We start from the raw sequence: 26,065 nt of genomic DNA, 5'->3' as shown, positions 1-26,065 counted from the left end.
AAATCTAAAAATTCAACGGGGGTTATAATAATGTTAAAAAGAAAGAATATGATTAAGCGGAAGCTCATAGTCACTTTATTGGTTGTAGCTATGCTTCTGACATCGGTGATAATGCCAAAGGGGATGTACAAGGTTGCCGCGGCTGCGGTTTCGACCCAAGCCTATTACGTTGCAACAAATGGAAGTGACGAAAACCCAGGTACAGAAACTTCACCTTTTGCAACCTTGGAGAAGGCCAGAGATACCATAAGGAAGTTAAAATCAGAGGAAGGCTTACCTGACGGCGGCGTAACGGTATATTTAATGGGTGGGGAGTACAACCTGCAAAACACATTCACGTTAACACCAGAGGATTCAGGTGAACCAGGCAAACCTGTAGTTTATAGATCGTATGCCAATGAATCTGCAATTTTAGAAAGCAGGCAAGCTATTACTGGTTGGAGTCTGTTAACCAGTGATCAATATCCGGCAGGTCTTCCAACCATAGCCCAGGGACATGTTTATGTAGCGACTATACCGACTGCATGGAGATTTCATTTTATGTATGTTGATGATGTTAGTCAGCCAGTAGCTAAGAGTACACAAAGTAAAGAATGGCTTAATTGGGCTAGACTAACTTCTGTTGAAACCTTAACTCATGACAATCCGAATACTACAGGAAGGTTAATTACTTTCCCTGCTGGTGCATTAAATAATATGCCAAGTAATAGGGATGCTGAGATTTCAGTGACCACTGCATGGTGGTGGAATATTATAGCACCAATAGATACAATAAATTCGGGTAAAAATACTGCTCGCCTCCAGAGTAAATCTTGTGTAGAATATCCGGACTTTAAAGGACTGTTGGGGGGATATTTCAATATATTCAATGCACTGCCAGTATTAGACGAGGCAGGAGAATGGGTCGTAGATTCTTCAGCAGGCAAGGTATATTACTGGCCTAAAGATGATACAATGGCAGGGAAAACTGTATTTGCTCCGGTACTTAAAGAACTTGTACGTCTTCAAGGGGATGAGGAGGCACAGGGGTGGAAAAATCAAGTGCATGATGTTGAAATCAGAGACCTCCAGTTCAAGTATACAGACCGTACTCCTGAAGACGAGTTTAATTCAACCTGGCTGACACGTAATGCGGAAAATCCAGATGCTATGATATATATGCAGGGAGTGCGTGATTGTGTATTTGATGGTAACTTAATTGCGTATTCGGGAAGTCAGGGTATTGCACTGGATCATTATGCTCAAAATATTAAAATAATCGGTAATGAGATTGCATATAATTCCTCGGGCGGTGTACAGATAACTGGATACGGACCTGGTGATGCGGATTTAAATTATGGCCATCTTATAGAGAGAAACAATATTCATGACATGGGCCTGGAGTATATGCATTCAGGGGCTGTATCGATTTATGGAAGTCATGATAATACTATCCAGTACAATAAGATTTCTACAACAGCGTATGCATCCATATCAATTGTAGGGATGATGGCTGAACAAATGAATGATGAAAAAAACATAGAAAATACCGATTCGTACGGAAACAGTACCGCAATGTTCCAGGCAAGATGGAATGAACTTGCACTCCACAGGCCATTTGATGCAGCTACTTTTTCCAACAAGCCATATCTACATTCAGACAATAATCTGGTACAATATAATATTTGTGATGATTATATGCGTGATATGGAGGATGGGGGTGCCCTTTATACTTGGGAAGCAGGGGTTGATACAAAGTGGTACAAAAATGTTGGTAAGCGCACTTTAACTAGGGGTGTTAGCATATATATGGATAACCACACATCAGATAATACTATAGATAGTAATATATTCTGGAGTGGCGGAACTGGGATATTTGACAATAGCCGTAATACAACCAATAACTGGACTAAGAATGTTATAAGTGCTTCAAAACCAGCGGGCTATGACAGTTTACGTCAAGAAATTACAAGCCTTGCTGGAGGATGGCCGCAGATTTTGCCATTACCAGAGCTAACACCAGTGCCTCAAGGGAGATACGAAGCTGAAAGTGCAACATTAACTGGTGTGAATATAATAAATGATGTAACGGCCTCTGGAGAAAATACTGTCGGATACTTTGGTGATGAAGGCGATTCTATTAATTTCTCTTCGGGAGTTTCTGGCAAACACCTTAAAATACACTATGCGAATGGGAATTCAAGTGGAACACAGTGTAGTTTATATGTAGATGGGAGTTTCAATCAGACCCTTTACTTCCCGAACACAGGAGATTGGTCGAAGTATTCTGACCTTGATATTAATGTACCAATTACCGGAAGTTTAGAGCTTAAGATTGATGCTGCTGATAAGACTAAAAATGGTACCAATTACTGCGGCGATATTGACTACATAGAAGTCTCAAATGATGTTTTTAATATCTATGAAGCTGAAAGCGCTATACTAAACGGAGTAAGTGCACAAGATAACGGAAACTGCTCTGGAGGAAAGACTATAGGTTACTTTAATGCTTCGGGAGATTATATTAATTTTAATGCAGTAGCTACCGGTGACCAAATTAAAATACACTATTCAAAAGAGGATACAGCTGCAACACAATTCAGTTTATACGTAAACGGGATTGATGTTCAGACAATTTCTTTACCATCTACAGGAAGTTGGGCTAATTATAACGACTATACAGTAGATATGCCAATTGCGGCAAGTGTAAAGCTTCAGATTGATGCTGATGATGCTGCTATAAATGGCGATCATTACTGCTGTAATGTTGATTACATCAAGATTATAAATAAGGGTCTTAGGACAGCACCCGCAGCGCTTGCCTCAATCTCTGTTATCGGTTCAATACCTACATTAACCAGTGGATTAAGTTTTGATTTAAATGATCTTATTATCGTTGGACGGGATCAATATAATGCTACCTATAGTATTGGGGATACTGTTACCTGGGCAATCACATCAGGCGATGCTTTTGCTGAGATTTCAGGAAATACACTAAGTCCTGTAAGTGCAGGTTCAGGCACGCTAACAGCCACAGTAGATGGAATAACAAGCAGCCCGGTAAGTTTTACTGTCAGTGCATCAGCGCTACCCACGATACAGGGGAGATACGAAGCCGAAAATGCACTATTAAACGGGGTGACTAAACATGGTAATGGAAGCTATTCTGGAGGGTATAATATCAAAGGCTTTGATACCACGGGGGATTTTATTAATTTCAATCGTGTAGTTTCCGGTAACCACCTTACAATACACTATTCAAATGGAGCCTCAACCATAGCAAAATGCAGCTTGTATATAAATGGGACTTTCCATAAGACCCTTTCCTTCCCAACTACAGGAGATGCGTCTACTTATTCCGACCTGAATTTATATGTACCAATTGCCGGTAACAGTAGTATAAAACTTCAGATTGACGCTGCTGATGAAACTGCAAATGGTGGCAATGGCTGCTGTGATGTTGATTATATTGAGGTTACAAATAGATATGAAGGTGAAAACGCCTCATTAAATGGGGTGGGCACAGAAGATAATTGGGCTTGTTCCGGTGGAAAAGCTACCAACTACTTTAAAGAACTTGGAGATTCTATTAATTTCAGTCAGGTAGTAGCTGGTAACCAAATTAGAATATGCTATTCTAATGGAAATGCAAGCGGAACCCAGTGTAGTTTATATGTAAATGGAACAGATGTTCAGACAATTTTATTACCGACAACGCAGGATTGGCCTAATTATTCTGTCATTACTGTAAATGTACCGATTCCTAATGCAAGTAGCATCCAGTTTCAGATTGATACAGACGATCTGGCTGCTAATGGTGACCAGTGGTGTTGTAATCTTGATTACATTGAGATCCCGACACCGCCACAGCTTAGCTCAATTACACTCAGTGGTTCAATACCTGCATTAACTGTTAGCAGAATAGGTTATGATTTAAGCAATCTTTCTATCGTCGCATCGGATGAGAATAATGCTTCCTATAGCATTATGGGTCTCCCAGTTACATGGGCAATTGCTTCAGGTCAAGAGTATGGAGCAATTTCAGGAAGTATCCTGAACCCTGTAAGCGCAGGCACGGGCACGTTAACAGCGACGATGAATGGTATAACAAGCAGCCCAATAAATTTCGCTGTCAATGCAGCAACAGCAAAGGTAAGATATGAAGGTGAAAGTGCTGAATTAAGCGGAGTTACCACAGAGAACACCGGAAGCTGTTCCGGAGGGAGCAATGTCAATAATTTTAAAGATTCTGGAACTTATATAAATTTCAAATCAGTAGTTTCTGGTAATCACCTTACAATACGCTATGCAAATGGTGATAGTAAATATTCAAGACAATGTAGTTTATATGTAAATGGGGTTGACGTTCAGACACTACATCTGGCAAGTACAAAAAGCTGGTCAAATTATTTAGATCTTAATGTAAATGTAAATATACCAGTTGGAGCAGATGTCAAACTTCAGATTGACAACGATGATGTTACTGCAAATGCTGGTGAATACTGCTGTAACGTTGACTACGTAGAAGTTTCAAGTGAGGTATCAAATAGATATGAAGCTGAAAACGCTACATTAATCGGAGCGCAGGTAGAGAGTAATGCAAACTGCTCGGAAGGAAAAGCTGTAGGTTTCTTTAAGGATACGGGTTTTAGTATTAATTTTAGTTCAGTAGTTAATGGTAATCAGCTCAGAATTCGCTATTCAAATGGTTCTTCCACTATAAAGCAATGCAGTTTATATGTAAATGGGACTGATGTTCAGACACTGAACTTAACAAGTACCGGAGATTGGCCGTATTTTTCTGATCTAACCGTAAATGTGCCAATTGCCGGAAGTGTTAAGATTCAGATTGACAGTGATGATAATGCTGCAAATGGTGACGATTGGTGCTGTAATGTTGATTATATTGAAATTCCGGCATCTCCACAGCTTACATCAATTTCAGTTGACGGTTCAATTCCGTTGTTAACTACCGGAGGAGCAAGCTTTGATTTAGGAACTATGAATATTGATGGTAGAGATCAAGGCAACGCTTCCTATAATATTGCTGGTTTCCCGGTAACATGGACAATTGTAACAGGTGGAGCAATCGCAACAGTTTTAGGAAGCAATCTGACTCCTGAAGGCGTTGGCTCGGGTACACTAATAGCGACGGTGAACGGGACAACAAGTAGCGCAATAAATTTCACAGTCAATTCACCCGCACCTCCACGGCTTGCCTCAATCACAGTTAGCGGTTCAATACCGGCATTAACTGAAGGAGCAACAGCTTTTGATTTAAGTAATCTTACTATAGCAGGACTGGATCAGTATAGTACTACATATGATATTACGAATCTTCCGGTTACATGGACAATAGTATCAGGCGGATCGTTTGCATCAATTTCAGGAAGTAATTTGAAGCCTGTAAGTGCAGGAACTGGAACAGTAACAGCGATGGTGGACGGAATAAGAAGCAGCCCGGTAAGTTTCTCTGTCAATCCACAACTAAGATTGGCGAGATATGAAGCTGAAAATGCTGAATTAAGCGGGGTGACTACAGAATCCACAGAAAGTTGTTCCGGAGGGAGAAATGTCAATAACTTTAAAGATTCTGGAACTTATATAAATTTCAAATCAGTAGTTTCCGGCAACCACCTAAGAATACACTATTCTAACGGGTCTACATCAAAACAACCGAAACAATGCAGTTTATATGTAGATGGGATTTTTGTTAAGAAATTGTTCTTTCCGGGTACAGGAGGTTGGTCAAATTATTCCGATATTAATGTAAATATACCAATAACTGCGAGTGCCAAGCTTCAAATTGATGCTGCTGATAATACAGCAAATAGTAATAATTACTGTTGTAATGTTGACTTTATTGAAGTTTCAAATGAGGTTTCAAATAGATATGAAGCTGAAAATGCTATATTAACTGGAGCACAGGTAGAGCCTAATGCAAACTGCTCGGGAGGAAAAGCTGTTGGTTTCTTTAGGGATTCAGGATTTAATATTAATTTCAGTTCGGTAGTTTCCGGTAACCACCTAAGAATACACTATTCTAACGGTTCTGGTACTACAAAACAATGTAGTTTATATGTAAACGGGCTTTTTGTACAGAAACTTTCCTTACCAAATACCGGGGATTGGCCGTATTATTCCGACCTGACTTTAAACATACCAATTACTGGAAGTGTCAAGATCCAGATTAACAGTGAGGATAATATTGCAAATAGTAATGATTGGTGCTGTAATGTTGATTATATAGAGGTTCTGACTCAGCCTGCACCAGTACCAGCTCCGCTTACTTCGATTACAGTAAGCGGTTCAATACCGGCATTAACTGTTGGAGAAACAGGTTATGATTTAAGCAATCTCACTATAGAAGGAAAGGATCAGCATAGTGCTTCCTATGATATTGCGAGTCTCCCGATTACATGGGCGATTGCTTCAGGCGAAACCTATGGAATAATTTCAGGAAATACATTGAATCCTGTAAGTGCAGGAACGGGTACCATAACAGCTGCGGTAGGCGGTATAACAAGCAATACTGTCAGTTTTACTGTAAATGCGGTACCGACTCCTCCTACTCCACCGGCTGCTTCACCATCAACGCCAATAACCTCTGCACCTGCTACACCAACTACGCCAACAATATCTAATGGTACTATTGAAATAAAACCAGAAGTGAAAAATGGTACAGCTAAAGAAACAATTGGTATGGGCATACTTTCCAAAATCTTTGAACAGGTGAAAGAGGATGAAAACGGTGTTAAAACAGCCGTAATTAAGATCAAAGTCATAAGTGCTACTACACAATATATTCTGGAACTGCCTAAGGATGTTTTTGCAACAGATAAAACCCACAATACCTCAAAGAAAATCGAGATAAAAACCGACTTGGGAACTATTGTAGTACCTGATACTATGTTTAGCGGCATGGAGGTTGAAAAGGCAAAACAGGTTGCAATATCTATAGGTCAGGCTGATTTATCCAATTTCGGCTCAGATATTAAACAAAAGCTAAAGGGCAAACCCGTAATTGAATTTAATGCGACTTTAGACGGGAAAACAATTGAATGGAAGAACAACGATGCGCCTGTAACCATAAGCATAGACTATAAGCCTACAACAGATGAATTAAAAAATCCTGATGGTATTGTTATTTGGTATATTGATGGAAAAGGCAGCATACAACCTGTTCCAAATACAAGATATGATGCCGCAACAGGTAAAGTTACTTTTAAGACAACATGTTTTGGCATATATGCTGTTGCATACAATTTAAAAGCTTTTAGTGACCTGAAAAATTACAACTGGGCAAAATCAGCAATTGAAATGGTTGCATCAAAAGGAATCATGATTGGAACAGATGCCGATAAGTTCAGCCCTGGGACCAATATCACAAGGGCAGAGTTTATTGATGCACTGGTTAAAGCTCTGGGATTAACAGCTAAGTTTGAAAATAACTTTAGTGATGTCAAAAAGACAGACAGTTACTATGAATCGGTAGGAATTGCAAAGAAGCTTTTCATAACAACTGGAACAGGCAATAGCAGCTTCAGCCCTGATGCTCAGATATCAAGACAGGAGATGTCAGTACTCGTGGTAAAAGCGATGGAACTGGCGGGAAAATCTCTGGAAGAAGGAGCAACATCTGAACTAGGAAAATTTGATGATAAATCACAAATTGCCGGATATGCCATAAAGGCTTTGGCTTCACTGGTTAAAGAGGGCATTCTTGTGGGCGGAGGAAATAATCTGAATCCTAAAGGAAAGCTTACCAGGGCGCAAACAGCAGTAATAATTTATAAGATATTTAATAAATAAGCCTGCATCAGAATAATCGGAATAAACGGGAAAGTGCACAAGTGTGCACTTCTCCGTTCATTTTAGATTTCTATAGAATTTCAAATATGATTTCATGTACTTATGCCAGGCTCGGTATATAACGGTGCCTTTTGGAGTTGTAGAAAAATCTAAGTAAAGGCAAGCCAAAGTATAAAAATTGAATTCGGAAAATAAAGCCAGGAGGTGTGGAATGGACAGTAACAAAGAAAAAGGATATATAGTAACGCATACCCATTGGGACAGAGAATGGAGATATCCATTGTGGGAAAACAGGATGTATCTTGTTAATCTGATAGATGAACTGCTTGAAACCTTGGATAATAATGACGAATATAAATCTTTCATATTGGATGGACAGAGTGTCGTTGTTGAAGATTATCTTATGGTCAGACCTGAAAATATGGGAAAAATAAAAAGATATATAAAGGAAGGAAGAATTTCAGTAGGTCCATGGTATACGTTACCTGACTTATACCCATTAGATGGAGAAAGCCTTATAAGAAATCTGATGAAGGGTATAAGGTATTCTGATGAGTTGGGAGGTCATTTGCATATAGCTTATGAATCTTTCGGCTGGGGGCAGATATCACAATTTCCACAAATTTATAAGGGTTTTGGATTTGATATTGTAATTGTTGCAAAGAATGTGTCAAAGGAAAGAGCTCCAGACAGTGAATTCATCTGGGAAGGTCCTGATGGAACAAGGATATTGGCAACAAGACTCGGCCAGTTTGGAAGAGCAAACTTTTTTATGAATTCCTACCTGAAAATAATGACCGGTATGGACTATCATTCTGAGGCTTACAAACTGGAATGGGACAAAGCAGGGACTATCTATCATCAGGCTGATGAACAGGGTTACTTTCAGGATTATCTTAAACTTGAGAATACCGAAAAGCTGCATGAGGATATGGTAAGAGATGCTGTTCAAATTGCGTGGGATGCTGTGGAAGACACAATGGTGAAATCACACAGAGTATTAATGAATGGAAGCGATTCCACTACCTCGCAGCCAATGCTTACCGAAATAATTAAGAAGGCAAATGGAATATTTGATGATAAGGAATTTGCCCTTACAACACTGGAGGAATACACTGAAAAGCTAAAAGAACTTTTGGATTACGATAGACTAAAGATTGTAAAAGGTGAATTGAGGGACGGGCCTGCTCCGGCATGTTCTGCAAATGCTTTAATGACAAGGCCGTATATTAAGATTCTTAATAAAAAGGTTCAGAATTCATTATTTCATATAGCAGAGCCTTTGTCGGTGATAAGTGCCATGGTGGGAGGCAAATATGACAGAAATTTTCTTGATATAGCTATCAAATACATGCTGCTGTCACACCCTCATGATTCCATAAATGGAGTTACTCAGGACAAAACCGTTGAGGATGTTATGTACATGCTGAATCAGGCTTTGGAGATAAGCGGCGTAATCAATAATACAGCATGTGCAGAAATAGTGAAAAATATTAATACCGACTGCTTTGATAGTAAAGACATATTGCTGGTAGCAGTCAATCCTTCACCATATAGTAGAAGCGAGATTATAAAGTGTTACTTGGATACACCCAGCGAATATAATATTTGGGATTTTGAAATAGTGGACTGCAATGGTAGAAAGATGAAGAAACAAAGGGTTTCCAGAAGAGAAGGAACCATTCCGGTAAATGATCTGCATTCAAGACCGCTGCCTTTTTATGTCGACAGGCATTGTCTCTATATGGAAACAGGAGAGGTTCCTGCAGGAGGTTACAAGGTATATAAACTTGTACCTACAAAGAATTTCAACAGAAAAGCGGTATTCTGGGCTGAAATGAGAACCAGTGAAGGAAGGGATATATCCCAATCCGTTAACACCATGGAAAATGAATATCTAAAGGTTGAAATACAAAATAATGGAACCATAAATTTATATGACAAGATAACAAATACACAGTATTCGAAATTAAATTATTTTGAAGACACAGGTGATTGCGGAGATTACTGGATGTATTATCCGCCGCATTATAATAAGACTTTTACCAGCCTTGGAAGCCAGGCAAAAATATGGCTTGAGGACAATGGCCCTCTCTCTGCAACCATAGCAGCCGAGATAAAAATGAAGCTTCCGGCATATGCATTAAGACCTGAAAATGAAATCAGGGGAGAAAGCAGGCGTGGAGATGAAGAAAAGGAATTGACAGCGAATGTTTATTATACACTCAAGTATGGCTCTAGAAAGGTGGATGTAAAGCTTAAAGTTGAAAATACTGTTGAGGATCATAGATTCAGAGTCATGTTTGATACCGGAATAAATGCCGAGTATTCGGATGCGGCAGGTCATTTTACTGTAGACAGACGACCTGTTTCTCCAATAAAAGATGAATTTTGGCCTGAAATGCAGACACTTCCTCAACAAACCTTTGTAGACCTGAGTGACGGAGAAAAAGGATTTGCTCTTTTAAATAACTGTTTAACCGAATTTGAAGCTATGGATAATAAAAAAGGTACTATTGCACTGACTTTATTCAGAAGTGTAAGAAACATCATTTGTACTGAATTCCGCTCGGCAGGAATATTCCCGCATCAGAAGGGAGGCCAGTGCATTGGAACTCTGGAATATGAGTACTCTATTTATCCTCATAAGGGAACTTGGGAGAATGCACATATTTATTATGAGGCAGAAAAGACCAATGTACCACTTAAACTAATACAAACAGGTAAACATACAGGCGGAGCTTTGCCTCTGAATCACAGCTTCTACTCAGTCGAACCGTCAAGTTTTGTAATGTCCGCTTTTAAGAAAGCAGAAGACAGAAATAGTTATATCATGAGATTGTTCAATCCGGCCAGTGAAAGGGTAAGGGGAATTGTAAATTTTAGTGCCAAAATTAAAGCGGCTTATTTTACAGATCTCAATGAGAAACGCATAGGAGATGTTATGTTGCTGGATACCAACTCAGTAATTTTAAGTGCGGTAAGCAATAAGATAGTCACATTGGAGATGGAAATGGAGGAACAGATTTGATAATGAACAAAATCCCAGGAATAGGCATGATTGATGAAAAGTATAAGAGAGATTTTATTGAATTGGAATCAGGCGGAAGCGGGTTGTGGAAAGCAGGCAGAGAAGGTGTAAGAATGATTTTGACACCTTCTGATAAAAAGATAGAGTTCATAGTGTATGAGGACAAAACCTTGGTATACGTAAAGTCTTCCATGGGATATCCAGCAATTTATCAACTGAAGGATGTGAGCTTCGAGGGCCCTGCCAAGGCAGTCCTTATGGATCTTGATGGAACAAGTGTACATAGTGAATCCTTTTGGATGTGGATAATCGAACAGACTACATCAAAATTGCTTGGAGATCCAAAGTTTTCGTTGGAACAAGAGGATGAGCCGTTTGTCTCAGGGCATTCAGTATCGGAACATCTTCAGTATTGCTCCGATAAGTATTGCCCCGGTAAAAGCGTGGAGGAAGCTCGAAAAATATACTATGATATAACTCATTTTGAAATGAAGGAGATAATGGCAGGCAGGGGCAGAAAGAATGCTTTTACTCCGAGTCCGGGCTTAAAGGAATTCTTATATGAACTAAAAGGTAATGGAATAAAAATTGGACTGGTTACTTCAGGTTTGTATGAAAAGGCCATGCCTGAAATAATATCTGCTTTTGATACTCTGAAGATGGGTGATCCTCTGGACTTCTATGATGCTATAATTACTGCAGGACAGGCATTGCGCAAAGGACAGACCGGAACAATAGGTGAATTGGCTCCCAAGCCTCACCCCTGGCTTTATTCGGAAACTGCCAGAGTTGGACTTGGACTGGACCCAAAAATAAGCAACCGGGTTATCGGAATTGAGGACTCATCGGCTGGAATAGTTTCTATAAGACTGGCGGGTTTTAGTGCCATTGGCATAGGTGGAGGAAACATTGCTAAAAGTGGAGTTAGACCCTTACTGTTAAAGGAATTTAAAAATCTCACAGATGCTTTACCTCTGATTCTCAATAAATGATATTAAAATCTGTGTTCAAACGGAATACAAAATCAACTCTCCAATTTAGTCATAAAAGGCCATTAAAATAAAAGGCATAGGTTGTGTGTACTATTGACCATGTCGAGGCATAAAATTCCTGCGGCATATCAAAATTATAGGGCAAAACGTACCGCTGGATTGCAAAAAAGTTACTATAATGCCTCAATCTAAGGCTTTGATAAACGATAGCGGATAATGTATAGGAGGCTGAAAAGCATGGAAGAAATAAAAATTGATTTACAACATAAGGGTGAGCTGTTTAAGCCTATATGGAAAAAGCTTATAACAGCGGGCAGAGCAAACGAGGGCTTAAGAGCGGAATGGCGTGAACAGCTATCAAAAATACAGCAGGAGATAGGCTTTGAATATATACGTTTCCACGGTGTTTTTCATAAAGATATGATGGTCTACCATGAGGATGAAAACGGAAAGCCTGTGTATAACTGGCAGTATATAGATTCCTTACTGGATTTCCTGCATAGTGTTAACCTCCGTCCGATTATGGAGCTTAGCTTCACACCATATGATTTGCGAAGCGGGGATAAAACCGTATTTTGGTGGAAGGGGAATATTACACCTCCGAAGGATTATGAAAAATGGTCCATGCTGGTTGGAACATTTGTAAAACACTGTATAAACAGGTATGGAAAAAAGGAAGTTTTAAGTTGGTATTTTGAAGTGTGGAATGAACCTAATTTAAATCTTTTCTGGTCTGGAACCCAGGAAGAGTATTTTAAATTATACAAGGTTACAGCCGAGACTATAAAGCAAATAGATACTGATATGAAAGTTGGCGGTCCTGCATCTTCTGGCTCGATAGACGGAAGCCCTCCATGGGTTGAAGATTTCCTCAATTATTGCACAAGCAATAGCGTACCGGTAGATTTTGTTTCTACTCATCCATATCCAAATACTTATCCAATTGGCTCTGATGGAAATCAACGTGAGGGTTACAGGGATGAAAACGGTACATACAACAGCTTGATATGGCTCAAAGATATAATGAACAACTGCGGTTACATTGACACTGAAGTACATATAACTGAGTGGAATGCTTCTCCAAATGATAGAGATCTGATACACGATACCATGTACATGGCTCCATTTATCATACAGAACAATATTAAGTGCCTGGGTTTGGCAGATTCACTTGGTTTTTGGGCATTTACAGATATCTTTGAAGAAAGAGGCGCCGGCAGGTCCATTTTTCATGGAGGCTTTGGGTTAATAAATGCCCAGGGACTTGAAAAACCGTCTTACAATGGATATTGGTTTTTATCCAGGCTTGGCTGTGAAAAGCTTTATAGCGGCAAAAATTATATAGTCACACGAAAAGAAGATAAAATTCAAATATTAATGTGGAATTACTGCCACTTTAATCATGCTTTTTCAGATGGAGTTCGTACGGGTTTGTCTGATTACGACAGGTATTCTGTATTTGAAAATAAAGAGGATGAAAATTTACAGATTGTAATAGAGAATTTGGAGGGAAGATATAAAGCTGTAACTTATGTAAATGACCGTGAAAATGGCTCTGTTTTTGACAGCTGGGTAGCAAATGGTACAACGGAAAACCCTGACACCGACGATCTAGCAGTCCTTAAAGCAAATATGAAGCCAAAAGGAAGTATATGTTATTTGGAAAATACCGACGCATATGAAAGGGATATAACTATAAAACCTCATGGAGTTGTTTTAATAGAATTAAGTAAGGTCTATTGATTTGGCTTATGTTAGATAGAGGTTAGTTATGAGACAAATAATAATTGGAGGTTCCGAAGCGATAAGAGCGGCATTACCCAACAGAAGATAATGCCGCTTTTATCGCTTTTTATGTAGTAAATGAATCGAATGAGACGGTGGAAATTCATCGAATACTCCATAGGAAACAAAATGTTCAAAGAATATTAGACAAGGACATACTATAATTCGGTTGTGAATTTAAACCCATGGTTCAAACTGTATACAAAAAGAAGGCCGCCAAAAGCTCCCGGCTTTTTGAGCGTACGCACTAGAAAATTCCAAACAGTAAATTCCTATACACAGGATTTGAAAAGGAAAGTCCCATTTCCTGCAGTAAAAAGTGTACACTTTTTTACCTATACCATGTTACGAATATACATTCTCCATATCTCATCCATATTGGATAATAAATATAAATTAACGTGTTGCTAATTGAAATTGTGTTTTGCTTTACAGATAGATTTATTGAAATCAACTGGTAAAGCAAATATGGAATAACCGGCACAACGAGTTAAATAACGAGTTAAATTAAGAAAGTGGAGGTACGTATGTTTAAAAAAGGCATAGGTAAATTTGAGTATCTTATATATGTATTACCGGTGGTGGTTCTCATTTCATTTGTAGTATATATTCCTTTTGTTATGAGTATGGCTTATTCGTTTACTGAATGGAACGGTATTAGCAAAGCAGCCAGGTTTGTCGGAGCAGAAAACTTTAAATTAATATTTACTGAAGACACTGCATTTAAATCCTCGGCCGTATTTACCATAAAGTTCTCGGTATTGTTTATCCTTATAATTAACGTTCTGGCTGTATTGATAGCTGTGATGCTTGACAAGAAGCTGCATAGCACAAACATTCTCCGTGCGGGATTTTTTATTCCCTATATTTTAAGCCTGGTAATTGTAGGCTTCATATGGAGATTTATATTTATTCAAGGCTTCCAGAGTCTTGGAGAAATTACGAATTGGGACATGTTTTCATGGAGTTGGCTTGGTAACGCAAAGCTGGCCTTTTGGTCGATATTATTCGTTTCCATATGGCAGTCTATAGGGTTCTATATTGTTATATATATTGCAGGTCTGCAGTCTATTCCCTATGAACTGATTGAGGCGGCAATTGTTGACGGGGCAGGCAGCATAAGGAGGTTTTTCAGTGTGACTATTCCTCTTTTAATGCCCTCTATAACTTCATGCGTATTTTTGGCATTGACAAATTCCATCAAGGTATTTGATGTTATTGTTTCATTGACCAATGGCGGACCTGGGGGAGCTACTACAAGTATTACATATGATATTTATAAGGAAGCCTTTCAGAATAACACCTATGGCTATGGAACTGCAAAAGCACTTGTTCTTTTTATAGCCATACTGGTTATAACGCTTGTACAGGTTACATTCTTCAAGAGCAGGGAGGTTGAAATATAATGAATAAAAGTAAAAAGAGCTTAATAGTTATGGAACTGGTTCTGCTGGCGGCTGTAATATTATTTTTATACCCTATATTTTTGGTATTGCTGAATTCCTTGAAGAGTTTTAAAGAAGTGATGACAGACGTTACAGCATTTCCTGCAATTCTGCATTTTGAAAATTATTCTTACGTTTGGAATAATATCAACTACCCCAAATTATTCTTGAACAATACTATAGTGACCGGTTTGGCCATTTTAGGGATAATCCTTTTCAGCTCTCTTGCCGGATTTATGCTGTCCAGAACAAAGACCAGATTGAGCTGGGTGATATATATTTTTTGTATTTCGCCAATGCTGATTCCTTTTCAGACAATTATGATTACATTGATAAAGTTTTTAAATATTATTAAATTACCGAATAATATCTGGGGATTAGGTACACTATACTGGGGTTTTGCGGCACCTACCGCAATATTTATGTACCATGGTTTTGTTAAAAGCATTCCGAGAGAAATTGATGAAAGTGCCGTAGTTGACGGAGCATCAACGCTAAGGATGTTTTATTCCGTAATATTCCCATTGCTGAAGCCTATTACAAGTACAATTATTATCATAGACGTAATGTGGGTATGGAATGACTTCCTTTTGCCGCTGATATTCCTTAACGGGACAAAGGAGTCAAAAACCCTGACACTTGCTGCATATACCTTCATTGGACAGTATGTAACCGATTGGCAGTATACAATGACGGCTATTGTTCTTGCTGTGATACCATCAATTTTATTCTTTATATTAATGCAGAAAAATATTGTTAAAGGTGTTACAGCCGGTGCAGTCAAGGGATAGGTAACTTCTGACCACTTCTGACTTCAATGGCAGAATACCATACGGATAGATATTGAAGTTGAATAATTTGTCGAAATATCGTATTATTTAAGGGAAATATGTAGAATGATGTTTAATTTTATAGAGTCGTTACGGTTAAAACATAAAGGTTTCAGTCGTAGTTTTAACTGCAATGACTCTACCCTCTATTAACAATGTACAATACATTGTCAATAGAGGGTAGTATTTTGTCAGTGTTGACAAAGAGGGATGTAAACTAATATGAAAAATATAGTTTATATAGTATTGAATAAAATAAAATGCTTGTTTTTCAAAAAGCTTGCCAACAAGCTGGTACTTCTTTTTTCTGCAATAATTATACTTACAATAATTTCATTGACTTTTGTTTCCTATAAAATAATAGAAAAAGAATCGGTTAAGAATATTATTGATGGGAACAGAGACAATCTAACATTGATTAACAAGAATATTGAGAGCTATTTCAATGATATTAACCAGGTGTCCCTGCCGAATATAAAGTATGACAATATTATGAATGCCCTGTTAGGGGTAACGGATGAATTATCGGCAGAAGTCTATTTGGAAGACTATATCCGAAGTATGTTTTATTCCCGTAATGATTTTGAAGGTATTTGCCTGTATATAGTTGAGCAGAATTGTTACTATTACATAACGAGAGGGGACGGAATGGTTTTAAAGGTCAGAAAAGCTTATAATACTGATGTTCCCAACGAAGACTGGTATATCAGGACTATAAAAAGCAAGAACAATGTTTATATTGAATCTCTTTTTATGGCAAAAAAAAGAACTTATTCAATTAATCAGGAAAAATGTTTTTTTGCATATCATAGAGCAATTAAAAATATTGTAGACAAAAAGCCATATGCCGTATTATCCTTCTTTTGCAATTACAGTATCTGGAATGAAATAATAAGGAATACTTCTCTTACAGACGGGGAGCAGCTTATATTCATGGGCGAAGATGGCAGTACCTTTTATTCCAATAATAAAGACAACTATAAATACTTTAACCAGCCGGATTTTAAAGCCAGACTTCAAAAACAGGGTACAAATATGTTTGACTGGAAAAGTGAGGATAAGAGTTACCTGACAATTTACAACGCTTCGGACAGCATGAAATTCAGGCTGGTTAAACTCATTCCATATAAAAAAATATACAGTGCGGCACAGACAAACAGGTCGTTGGGAACATTTGTAGGCTGTATAATTCTGGTTATCTCGGTTATATTGGTGGTCCTGTCAGCCAATGCAATAACCAAGCCGGTTAAAAAGCTTACTAAAAAAATGCATAGCTTCAGCGAGGGTAGATTTGACCTGGAGGCAAAGGTTGAAGGCAATGATGAAATTGCGGAACTGACAATACAATTCAATCTGATGGTAGCCAAAATTAATGATTTAATTAATGAGGAATACAAAACGAAGATTGAAGAAAAGAATGCTATTTTGAAAGCATTGGAAGCAGAACTCAATCCTCATTTTTTATACAATGCGCTGCAGGCCATATCAACCACTGCTTTAAAAATAGAAGCCTTTCATATAAGCGATATGGTAGATGCTCTTGCTTCAACTTTCAGATATACCATAAACGGAAAAAACCTTGTCAGACTTGAAAATGAAATTAAATATATAGATGATTATCTTATTATTCAAAAGGCCAGATTCGGAAACAGGCTGACGGTAACCTATGAAATGGATGATAATGTATTGGATGTTCTCATACCAAAGATATCCATACAAATTCTTGTTGAAAATTCCATAAAGCACGTGCTGGAAAAAAGCTTTACATCAGTAGCTATAATAATTAAAGCATATTTGGAAGGTAATGATATACTGATTTCGGTCAGTGACAATGGACCGGGAATATCGCCTGAAAGATTTAAGCAAATCAGATTCTATATGGACAGTGAAAATGGGCAGAATGAGAATAAAGCAATCGGTTTAAAAAATCTTGATACCCGGCTGCACCTGCTATATAAGGAAAAGTCCAGCTTGTATATCGAATCTGACGGTACGGGAACTACAATAAGCTTTATTATACCGGACGGTGGAAATAAGGTTGAGAAATATAATTAAAATATTGTATCAAGGAGGTACCGAGCCCGTGCCATTTTTGTCATGAAGATTGAAAAATGCCGGGCAAGGGCATTAGTATGTATAAAGTTTTAATTATTGATGATGAAGAACCGGCAAGAGAAGCAATAAAGATTTTGGCTGACTGGAATAGTGTAAATATTTATGAGGTTTTTGAGGCATGGGATGGAAAAAATGGAGTAAGACTTATAGAAGAAAAAAGGCCGGATATTATTTTGGTTGATATGAAAATGCCGGGAATGGATGGTATGGATTTACTCCGTATGGTTCAGAGCCGGTATCCTGACCTGGCTGTTATTGTCATCAGCGGCTATGACAATTACGAGTATACACGTCAGGCTCTACACTCCAAAGTTATCGATTATCTGTTAAAGCCCATTAAAAGAAATGAGCTCAACGGTGCACTGGCAAAAGCTGTTGATGTTATTTCAAATAAAAGAAAAATGCAGAGTCAGTATATAGATAAAAATATCCTGCTGAATTTATCCCTGCCCAGTTTAAAGGAAAAGGTCTATCTTACTGCCATTGAAGGCAGCATCAGCCGGCAGATGAGTGAAATATACAAGGAAATCATAGATGACGGAAACAGAAAAAAATATTATTCCATAGTGATTTTCAGAATAATGAATTATGAGGAAGTCAGTGAGAAGTACTTCGGAGATACCGGATTTGCGCAGTTTGCTGTTTCAAATGCCATTAATGAGCTGTTTAATGATGAGGTTGAATGTTTCAATCTGATAAATCCCAAGGCTGAAAACGAGATTATAGCAATAATTTCCATAGAGAATAACTGTAATGAAAAACTGAGCAGCAATTATCTTCATTTGATACAAAAGTCCAGGAAAAAGCTTAAGGAATTATTTGAATTAGTAATTATAGCAGGTGTCGGCGGCTTTTTTGAAGGAATAGATTCATTAAAGGAATCGTTTTTAGAGGCAGAAAAAAGTATAAATGGTTTCAATATTTTAAATAAAATTGAAAGCGGTTCAAATGTTGTGCCTGAAAACGCAAACACAAAAAATGTATCCCTGCTGGGGAAAAAGGATCTTATTTTTAACGCAATTGAAGGCGGAAGCCTGTCATATACCAAGGGAATAGTCAATGAACTTGCCGACAGGATAGAACAAGCCGGATATCTCAGTCTGAGAGATGCAAACAGGATATTTGATGAACTCCTGCTTTTATTAAACAATTTTTCAATGGTCAAGGGGTTTGAAGCAAACGAACTCTTATCCTACTTTCAAAACCTTTCAAAAACTGTCTGCAATTTTGAACAGTTTAAAAAGTATTTGCTTGATATAACAGAATTATTTTACAATCTGGCAAGGAAGCAGATCAAAAATGACAATCTCAATATTTATGAGATTAAGGAGTATATCGACAATAATTATTATCAGGACATAAAAATTTCTCTTTTTACCGACAAGTACTTTTTAAGCAGGGAGTATTTGATGAAATTATTTAAAAATGAATTTGGCTGCGGAATATACGAATATGTACTCAGGGTAAGAATGGAAAAAGCCCGGGAACTTATAGCAGATCCCAATATAAAGATTCAAAGTATAGCCCAGATGTTAGGCTACAGTGACAATAACTATTTTAGCAAGGCCTTCAGGAATTTTTTCAAAATATCTCCTTCTGACTATAGAAATACTTTAATTGGATAATACCCTCTCAAAAACATATTGTGCATTGTCAATAGAGGGTAGAATACATTGTACACATTTTTACCACTAAAATATCACTTATATATATTTTATACATACGGATATCTCGCTAATATGTAACTATACCAAATTACATTTTATAAGGAGGAAATCAAAGATGAAAAAAATATTAAGTTTGGGTGTATGCCTGGCGGTGCTGGCCGGAATGTCCAGTGGCTGCGGCAGTTCATCCACACCTTCCGGTACATCTGAAGCTGCACAGACATCACAATCGGCTGTATCGACAGCAGCTGCGGAATCAAAGGAGGCTGAACCGGTAACAATATCTATTCTGCAAAGTCAGGCAGAATATACTGATGCATATAATGCATATGTAAGTGAGTATAAAAAGGTAGCTCCCAATGTAACTATAGATCTTCAGGTAATGCAGGCAGATTACCCAACTGTCTTAAAATCCAAAATTGCAGCCGGAACAATTCCTGACATTTTTATGACAACAGCAGGCGGAGAGTTAAAAGCATATGCAGAATACTCGGCAGATTTGACAAATGAGCCCCTGGCAGGTGTCATGCTGGATGGAGTAAAGAAAGACATGACCTATGACGGCAAATTAATGGGAGCTCCGCTGGTAATGGATACCTTTCCCTTAATCTATAACAAGAAGTTGTTTGCGGAAGCAGGAATAACTGAATTACCAAAAACCCTCAGTGAATTGGAGGCTGTTTGCCAGAAGCTGACTGCAAAGGGCATCACTCCATTTTCAAACGGATATAAGGAGTGGTGGGTTCAAAAGCACATATTCCAGCATTTTATTGCCGGAGAAAGCTCTGATTCTGCAAAACTGGTAGATGACTTCATTGCCGGAACTACAAAGTTTGAAGAGCATCCGACCCTGATGAATTATTTTAATTTCATAGATATGACAGTAAAATATGGTACTCCAAAGCCTCTGGAAAGTGATTTCAATGCTCAGGTTGGTACTTTCGCAAATGGCAAGGCTGCAATGATCACCGGTCAGGGTCAATGGATTGAATCAGGTGTTACAAAGATAACTCCGGACTTTGATTTCGGAGTGATGTTGTATCCTGTAAGCGAGGATGCCGGCAAGGCAAATGTATGTGCAGGTTCGGCACAATGTTTAAGAGTAAATAAAGATTCAAAGGTATTAACAGATGCAAAGAATCTTCTTAACTGGTTATATACATCTGATTACGGAAAGAACTGGTTTGGCGGAGTTGCCAAGGTTATAGGACCGGTTAAGGATATTGCGGCACCTGACATGAAGCTGCCAAAGGCATTTGCTGAATTGACAAAGACTACCCCCTCGTCGGGTGCACCTGTCAACTATTCTCTTGACAGTTTCCATCAGAAGTTTGGCGAAATAATGCAATCATACATAGAAAAGGCAAAAACAAAGGAACAGGCTATAGACGAGATACAGAAAGCATGGGTTAAATTAGGTGCAGCAAAGTAATACTCATTGGCCTTAAGGCAAAGAGAATTTTCTTTAATACATCCAGGGGTAGACTACTCTCTGGATGTATGTTTTTCTTGGAAAAGTTTTACCGGTATTGGGGGACAAAACTGTGAGTGAAAAATGGTGGAAAGAGGCAATTGTATATCAGATTTATACCAGAAGTTTTTATGATTCGAATGGCGATGGAATAGGTGATTTGAAGGGTATCATCCGCAAGCTGGATTATTTGAAATATCTGGGGATTGATGTAATATGGCTTTGTCCTGTTTATGAATCCCCAAATGATGATAATGGATACGATATTTCAAATTATTATGGAGTTATGAAGGAACTTGGAACATTGGAGGATTTGGAAACTTTATTTTCAGAAGTCCATAAAAGGGATATGAAAATTATTATGGATCTGGTAATAAATCATACCTCTGATGAGCATAAATGGTTTGTTGAATCAAGAGCAGGCACCGGCAGTGACAAACGGGATTATTATATCTGGAGACAGGGTAGGGACGGAAGTGAACCAAACAATTGGAAATCGTATTTTGGAGGCTCTGCATGGGAATATGACAAAACGACGGATGAATATTACCTTCATTTGTTTTCAAGGAAACAACCGGATTTAAATTGGTTGAATCCGGAAGTAAAAGAAGAAATATTTAATATGATGACCTGGTGGCTGGATAAGGGTATAGACGGATTCAGGATGGATGTCATTAATCTGCTGAGTAAACCCGAGGGTTTGAGAAACTCTGAAAGGGCTGTTTCAACAACAGATAAATATGTTTTTGATGAGGATCTATATGCCAATCAGCCCGGAATTCATGAAATACTGCAAGAGATGAACAAAACGGTATTGAGCAGGTATGATTGCATGACAGTCGGGGAAACAGTTAATGTTACCGCCGAGACAGGTCTTTTATATACTGATGGGTCAAGAAATGAGCTGAATATGATATTCCAGTTTGAATTAATGGGAATAGATACGGGTAAAGGCGGAAAGTGGGATGTTGTTGACTGGAAATTAACCGATTTTAAAGAAATTTTGTCAAAATGGCAGAAAGTGCTGCACGGGAAGGGGTGGAACAGCCTGTTCCTGAACAATCATGACAATCCCAGAGCAGTGTCCCGGTTTGGAGATGATGGGCTTTACAGAGAAAAATGTGCTAAAATGCTGGCCACCCTGACTCATACCCTTGAAGGCACTCCGTATATCTACCAGGGTGAGGAAATAGGTATGACAAATGCAGCCTTCAAATCAATTGATGACTACAGGGATATAGAAACCTTGAACTTCTACAGGGAAATGGTCTTTGAAAGGCAAAAAGATGAAAGGGAGATAATGCGGCTGATCCACAGAAGAGGAAGGGACAACGCACGCACTCCAATGCAGTGGGACGGCAGTAAAAATGCCGGTTTTACTTCAGCGGCTCCATGGATAAAAGTAAATTCCAACCACCGGTATATCAATGTTGAAAATGAAGTAAAGGATGAAAATTCCGTTTTAAATTTTTACAGAAAGCTTATAAAACTCAGAAAGGAAAATCCTGTATTGATTTACGGCCAATACATTCCGTTACTTGAAGACAGCAACAGAATAATTTCATATATCCGGCAGTTGGAGGGTGACTGTGTGTTAATAATAATGAATTTTTCAAAGGAATCATCACAATTTGATATAAAAGCTGTTCCAAAATATCAGGAAGCCCAATTGCTTTTGGCGAATTACGATTCATTTGATGTAAGCATGGCCGGGGACTTTGTATTAATGCCCTACGAAGCCAGAGTTTACAGACTGCAATAAAATATCACATTTTTACCTTTGAGTGTCTACAAAATTACATTAATTTTTATAAACAATAAATGTAACATTATATTTACATAATACGATCGAAATATCAGACTGCATTGTTGCACAGACAATGGTAAATCAAAGTATCAAATCAAATTGTCAAAGGAGGAAATATCTATGTTAAAAAAGAAAGGCGTTATTAAGCTGCTGGCGGTAATATTGGCCGCATGTATCCTCAGCTTAAGCCTTCCAGTCACCACAATGGCTGCTTATTCTTTTAACCAGCCGGATGTAGAAAGATGCATGGACGCTTTCTTGAACACACATTATAGAAGCGGCGATATCTATACTTCCCATTTCTGGGAAGCCGCCTATTCCCGTGAATTGCTCTGCGCATACTATAATTTGACGGGCAAGAACAAGGATAAAATAAGCGAAACATTTTATTGGTTTGAGGATAACCACACGGCAAATAAATATGGAAATCCGCAATCATGGATAGCAAGTGAAGGTGACTGGAATGATGATTACTCATGGCAGTCGCAGTTTACAATGTCTGCATATGCCATAACCGGCGACCAGCATATGCTGGATCAGGCCAAATGGCACTTTGACTTCTTTTATAAAACAAGCGTAGATGACACCTGGGGCGGCGGAATGTGGCGTGAACGCAGTGTGCAGAATCAGAAGGATGTGCCCACCAACGGATGGGCTATTGTTGCTGCCCAGCTGGCAAAGTACTATCCTGATGAAAAGGTCACTGATGCAGACGGTGTCTCCAGAACTTATAAGGAAGCGGCTATTGACATATACAACTGGGTAAAGGCAAGTTTTATGCGCCCCGATGGAGGTATAGAAAACTCAATAACAACAGGTAAGCTTGGCTGGGATGATAATCTTTACACCTATAACGCCGGAATATTCATTGAACTTGCGTCATACCTGTATGACCTTACCAAAGATAACAGCTATATAGCAGACGCCTGCAAGGCGGCTGATTTCGCAAAAAAACGCTTTACAACGGGAGCTGACCAAATCGTAGTGTATGAAGATGATGTGGGTGGCAGCGGACTTTACATGCCGGATCCAACCAACAGCTATGAGATTGTATTCAGGGGCATTTTGATGCGCGGAATATACAAGCTCATCACCCTTGGCGGACAGACACAGTATACCGACTGGTTAACAAAAAATGCTCAGGCCGCTTATAATAACAGAAGCGGAGACGACCTCACAGCTCCCTATTGGAATACGCCATATGACGGCACAACTGTAAGACCGACGGCAAATGCTACAGGACTTACCCTTATGTGTTACAGCCTGTTGGCATCACAGCCCGGGTATTTATCCGGAAAAGTTGAGGCTGAAAGCGGTGTTAAATATGGAACTGCATATAAACAGGCTGACCATGCTGCTTCAGGCGGATATGTTGCGGGAAGTATAGATCACGCAGCAACTGAAACTACCTCGGCATCTGCAATTGAGTTTAAGAACTGTGCTGCAGCACAGAAATTAGCAGTGGGTTACTGTTCGGGATTGGACAATCCAAAGCTCAACCTGTATATAAACGGAGTATACAGTCAGGATTTGAACTTTGATAAGACAGGAAGCTGGGATGGTACATATGCTGAAAAAATATTCGATGTAAGTATTCCGGAAGGAGCAACTGTTAAAATTCAATATGATGATGGATGTGCCGCCGCAAATATTGACTATATAAGGTTTATATCAGATGCGGAAGCAGATAAATCAATTCTTGCAGAAACCATAAACAGCGCAATGAGTCTTTCACAAAACGATTATACTCCCGAAACCTGGGATTTACTGCAACCGGCCATAGATGCCGCACTTGAGGTTTATAACAGGGCAGATACCGTACAAGCTGAGGTGGATACGGCAGTCGATGCTCTTAAAGCAGTAGTGGACAGCCTGGTAACTGTTCGGTATTTCGGAAAAGTGGAAGCCGAAAAAGGCAAAAAGTATGGAACTGCATACAGTCAGGCAGACTCCGGGGCATCCGGAGGATTTATGGTTGGAAGTATAGACCATATTGGTGCGGCCTTTGAACTGAAAAATTGCGGTGCGGCAACCAAGCTGATAGTAGCTTATGCATCCGGCCTGGACAATCCAAAGCTCAGTTTCTATATCAACGGAGTAGACAGTCAGGATCTGACCTTTACCAAAACCGGAGGATGGGGCGGTAGCTTTGCACAAAAGACCTTTGACGTAGTAATTCCAGAAGGTGCAACCATAAAATTCCAATATGATTCAGGAGATGTTGCCGCAAACATAGATTATATCGGTTTAACAAGTACTGATATTTCAGCACTTACAGAGAAGATTAATGATGCAAAAGAGCTTGTTGAGCAGGAATATACCGCAGCAGCGTGGAAAACCCTGCAAGCGGCAATAACTACAGCAACAGATGTTACTGCAGCAATTCCTACCCAGCAAGAGGCAGATTTGGCATTAAGCAATTTACAAGCTGTGATAGATGGATTACAACTGTATCCTGGGAACTATTCCGGGAAAATAGAGGCTGAAATCGGGAAGATGTATGGAACTGCGTATAAACAAGAGGATGCTTATGCATCAGGCGGCTTTATAGCCGGAAGCATAGACCATGCCGGAGCGGCATTCGAACTTATAAAATGTGCACCGACAAACAATATAATAATAGGGTATGCTTCAGGTAAAAGCAATCCGAAGCTTAGCCTATATATCAACGGAGTCGACAATCAGGATGTGACCTTCACAAATACGGGAGGCTGGAACGGCGCAGGCAAATACGCTGAAAAAACCTTTAATGTTGATATCCCTGCCGGGGCAAGTATCAAATTCCAATTTGATTCAGGTGATGTTGCCGCCAACATAGATTACATAATTATTCCGGCAGATAAGACAGAGCTAATACCCAAAATCAGTGAAGTGCAAGCTCTGGCAGAAGATGATTATACCCCAGAATCCTGGTCCTTATTGCAAACCGCATTAAATGCAGCGGTAAGTGTCAGTGACAACAAGGGTTCAACACAGGAAGAGGTAACTGCGGCTCTCAATAACCTGAATGCCGCAATAAACGGTTTGCAGGTCAGGCCACTGCAGGTCCAAGCACCGGCAGCTTCACCTGAGGGAGGAATTTATACTTCGGTGCAGACAGTAACGCTGTCAAGTGCCACAGACGGTGCAAG

Annotated in this window: 11 protein-coding genes; all 11 read left to right on the top strand. The window is 38.9% G+C overall.

The genetic code is table 11. The features are described 5' to 3' along the window. Window positions 1-30: 30 nt before the first annotated feature. Complete coding sequence (locus CTER_RS26180) at window positions 31-7,791, top strand: carbohydrate-binding protein (RefSeq protein WP_004631143.1); 7,761 nt, start codon at window positions 31-33, stop codon at window positions 7,789-7,791. Window positions 7,792-8,002: 211 nt separating this feature from the next. Then, the gene (locus CTER_RS26175) at window positions 8,003-10,822 is read left to right on the top strand and encodes an alpha-mannosidase (protein ID WP_004631233.1); all 2,820 of its coding nucleotides are present in this window, start codon (window positions 8,003-8,005) and stop codon (window positions 10,820-10,822) included. Between the two features lie 2 nt (window positions 10,823-10,824). After that, entirely contained in the window at window positions 10,825-11,814 is a 990-nt protein-coding gene (locus CTER_RS26170) for an HAD family hydrolase (protein ID WP_040762288.1), read from the top strand. A 237-nt stretch (window positions 11,815-12,051) separates the two neighbouring features. Beyond that, window positions 12,052-13,557: a GH39 family glycosyl hydrolase gene (locus CTER_RS26165; protein WP_004631072.1), complete on the top strand. Its 1,506-nt coding sequence runs from the start codon at window positions 12,052-12,054 to the stop codon at window positions 13,555-13,557. 569 nt (window positions 13,558-14,126) lie between these two features. Beyond that, on the top strand, window positions 14,127-15,005 hold the full coding sequence (locus CTER_RS26160; protein WP_004631060.1) for a carbohydrate ABC transporter permease: 879 nt from the start codon (window positions 14,127-14,129) through the stop codon (window positions 15,003-15,005). Continuing rightward, complete coding sequence (locus tag CTER_RS26155) at window positions 15,005-15,835, top strand: carbohydrate ABC transporter permease (RefSeq protein ID WP_004631152.1); 831 nt, start codon at window positions 15,005-15,007, stop codon at window positions 15,833-15,835. The genes CTER_RS26160 and CTER_RS26155 overlap by 1 nt, the downstream gene beginning before the upstream one ends. Window positions 15,836-16,096: 261 nt before the next feature. Beyond that, window positions 16,097-17,929: a sensor histidine kinase gene (locus tag CTER_RS26150; protein ID WP_004631172.1), complete on the top strand. Its 1,833-nt coding sequence runs from the start codon at window positions 16,097-16,099 to the stop codon at window positions 17,927-17,929. Between the two features lie 77 nt (window positions 17,930-18,006). Then, window positions 18,007-19,614: a response regulator transcription factor gene (locus CTER_RS26145; RefSeq protein ID WP_004631183.1), complete on the top strand. Its 1,608-nt coding sequence runs from the start codon at window positions 18,007-18,009 to the stop codon at window positions 19,612-19,614. Between the two features lie 157 nt (window positions 19,615-19,771). Continuing rightward, window positions 19,772-21,088 carry an ABC transporter substrate-binding protein gene (locus CTER_RS26140; protein ID WP_004631201.1) on the top strand — a complete coding sequence of 439 codons (1,317 nt, stop codon included), beginning with the start codon at window positions 19,772-19,774 and terminating at the stop codon, window positions 21,086-21,088. A gap of 112 nt (window positions 21,089-21,200) precedes the next feature. Then, window positions 21,201-22,889 (top strand): glycoside hydrolase family 13 protein, encoded by a 1,689-nt coding sequence (locus CTER_RS26135; RefSeq protein WP_004631179.1) that lies wholly within the window; start codon window positions 21,201-21,203, stop codon window positions 22,887-22,889. Between the two features lie 165 nt (window positions 22,890-23,054). Continuing rightward, window positions 23,055-26,065: glycoside hydrolase family 76 protein (locus CTER_RS28090; protein WP_004631189.1), on the top strand; the 3,011-nt coding region annotated here is incomplete at its 3' end.

This window comes from Ruminiclostridium cellobioparum subsp. termitidis CT1112 (assembly GCF_000350485.1).
Classification (GTDB): domain Bacteria; phylum Bacillota; class Clostridia; order Acetivibrionales; family DSM-1351; genus Ruminiclostridium; species Ruminiclostridium termitidis.
This window is presented reverse-complemented; position numbering and strand designations above follow the sequence as displayed.